Origin of the sequence: Streptomyces otsuchiensis, from assembly GCF_004305975.1 — a bacterium.
GTDB lineage: Bacteria > Actinomycetota > Actinomycetes > Streptomycetales > Streptomycetaceae > Streptomyces > Streptomyces otsuchiensis.
This window is the reverse complement of sequence record NZ_BHZI01000682.1, coordinates 1-237: the sequence shown is the minus strand read 5'-3', so window position 1 is coordinate 237 and position 237 is coordinate 1. Positions and strand designations below refer to the sequence as shown.

1 protein-coding gene is annotated in these 237 nt (G+C 62.4%); it reads left to right on the top strand.

The genetic code is table 11. The annotated features are described in order from the left end of the window. Positions 1 to 237 (top strand): hypothetical protein (locus E0D90_RS28740; protein ID WP_227870538.1); only part of this gene is annotated, 237 nt, incomplete at both ends.

The following is a 237-nucleotide window of genomic DNA, read 5'->3' as shown; positions in this document are numbered from 1 at the left end:
ACCTGAAGTTCTCGCAGCCGCAGGGGAGTGACCCGGTCTGGAATGCGGCCAACAGCCGCAACCGCCGGCTGTTCACGGATCGCACGGGGCTGGGGGCGGCGCGCAATACCGAGGCGTTCCTGTTGCAGACGTATCGTCGGGATATGGGTAACGGGACGTTTGCGATGATGAAGGATGTGTCGGCGCCGATTTACGTCAAGGGTCGCCACTGGGGTGGTTTTCGGATGGGCTACAAGG